General features: G+C 58.3%; 2 protein-coding genes. Both read right to left on the bottom strand.

Annotation, left to right across the window (positions count from 1 at the left end; genetic code table 11):
• Nucleotides 1-3: 3 nt before the first annotated feature.
• Nucleotides 4-732, bottom strand: a complete 729-nt coding sequence (locus HR086_RS46290; RefSeq protein WP_174468851.1) for an SMI1/KNR4 family protein — start codon at nucleotides 730-732, stop codon at nucleotides 4-6.
• 3 nt (nucleotides 733-735) lie between these two features.
• Nucleotides 736-2061, bottom strand: coding sequence for a DUF4150 domain-containing protein (locus HR086_RS46285; RefSeq protein WP_174468850.1), 1326 nt, complete (start codon nucleotides 2059-2061; stop codon nucleotides 736-738).
• Between the last annotated feature and the right edge of the window lie 157 nt (nucleotides 2062-2218).

Here is a 2218-nt window from a genome sequence, read left to right as displayed (position 1 = left end):
GGTTCACCAGGTGGACCTCTTGAGGTCTGTGTTGTCCTCGATGAGTGCCTGGAAATGCCTGAGCTGCTCGGCGCTGTGCATGCCCACGCGAATGTCGAAAGTGGAGTCATCGGGCGGGCGGTAGAGCCGAATGGCGGCGTCATCCCGTTCGAAGAGCATGCTGTAGCGAGGGTAGGGCAGTCGCTCGAATCCCGTCTTCTCAAGGATGCGGGCGAGGTCCTCGATTGTGCTGGCCTGGAGGTCATTCCCTCGGTGGTAGCGCGCTTGAAGGGGGAAGTTCGGCAGATGGACGTATTCCATGGCCCAGAGGAAGAGCATCTCCCGGAAGCTCACGAAGTCTCGATGCAGCTTTCTCTGTGGATGCTCACCGAAGGGCATGCGCACCACCTGGTAGTCGCCATCCTCTGATGGGGATTCCAGGTCGAGCCAGTATGGCGTGGGCGCCAACGGGTCTGGATCCCCGAAGATGAAGAGGAACGTCCTCGGAGGCAGCTCGCTTTGAGGAGAAAGTCGGTACAGCTCGGCGACATTCAGGAGAGGATCGTATGAGCGAACATGGGCGAGAAGCGGACCGCCGCTGACGCCCATGCTTCTAGCAAATTCCCGATAGGGGACCGGAAGCGGTTGGCCAAAGACCTCTTCAAGTTCATCAATCAACCAGTCGGGGTATCCTTCAATCCGGTCTTGGTATCCAGGAGAGAAGCGCTCGAGAAGTGTTGTCAGTTTGTCCATGGCTCAAGCGCATTCTTTGTGGTTGTGGCAGAGCATCTCAGGGGTGAGTTTTTGACAGGCATCGCACGATGGAACTGACTCACCATGGCTGAACTCGCCCTTGACTTGCCGTGTCGCTTGCTCATCGGTTCGGCTGTATTCCACGCTGACTGTGAGGGGAAGAAAAGGGGAGAAGTAGCGCTCGGACATTGCACGGAGCTTGTGTCCGTTGGAGCCTCCTGCTTGGAGAAGCTTGGGTGCGGCGCACTCCCATTTGTCGCGCCCCAGTCGTTTCATCTCCCCAATTTGATGTTCACTGGTCTGGAATCCTTCGACGAGCTCGAAGGGAGTGGCTGCCACTGCCTCCCGGAAACCGGTCGAGGCCTGCCCAGAGCAAGACGTCAACATTCGTGGATTTTGAGGACATTTGCAGAGACATGAACCAACCATGTAGCCCTCGACGAACGTGTTGAACTTTTCGTCGTGACGTAGCACAGGCTTCATCTTCTTGAGCTGGTCATTGGTTTCATGCATCTCCTGTTGGACCGCTTGCGTTAATTTCAGGTCTTCGGCTCTTTTCTCCTTCAGGGCTTTTTCGGCGACCTTAAGGTCGTTTTGGACAAGGATAAGATTGTTCTTGATTGCTGGGATGTCGTTTCCTGCTGGAGACTTGAGTTGAAGTAGGAGTTCTTCCTTCTTCTTTATTTTGGGAGCCAGCATCTTGCTTGCGTCTCTGGCTTCTTGAAGAGACTTTTGTTCGGCGGCTTTTCGGCCCTCTCTCAATCGGAGATATTTCTCGATGAGGGGCCGTTGCTCATGAAGCCTCCGAATGAGTTCAGTGAAAACCAGCTCTATGTTGGCGACGGCTTCGCCCGTCTCGTGGACACGGTGACTCTCCGTCGACTTGCCGCACGCGGTGCACTCCGCGTCGTCTCCGTAGGCCCAGGCGGTGCGCCCGTCGGAGATGAAGGTGGTGTTGTACGTGTTCCCGTTGTGCAGGGTGACGTCGAGGTAGCGGACCACGCCCTTTCCCTCCACCTTCACGTCCATGCTGCCGCTGCCCCAGGCCATCTTCCCCTTGAACTTGGAGGAGATGAGGCCTCCCGCTGTCCCCGGCTCGTCACCCGAACTCGTGCTCAACTCCGAGCTCGTCAGCGCCACGGGGTGGCCCTCAATCGTGACGCTCGTGCTCCCCTTCGTGAGCATCGAGTCCTGCGCTGAGTTGACGAAGGGCGTCGGCACAGGTCCTCCCGGTGTCGGCACCTTACAAACATCGGGCGCCGCCGAGGTGTGCGTGTTGCCGTCACCCTTGTGGAGAATCGAACGGCCATTCGCGTAGACGCGACCCATGGTTGCTCCTCTTCACGACTTCGGAATCATCTCCACCACGCACGCCCCCACACGCCCCCCGTCCGCACTCCCATAGATGAGCGTCCTCCGCGCCGCTGGCTCCCTCCACCTCTCTCGGTGCAAGGCCACGCCCAGCATCACAGGCCCCGCCCCAGCC

The sequence above is a fragment of the Myxococcus sp. CA039A genome, assembly GCF_013336645.1.
Lineage (GTDB): Bacteria > Myxococcota > Myxococcia > Myxococcales > Myxococcaceae > Myxococcus > Myxococcus llanfairpwllgwyngyllgogerychwyrndrobwllllantysiliogogogochensis.
This window is presented reverse-complemented; position numbering and strand designations above follow the sequence as displayed.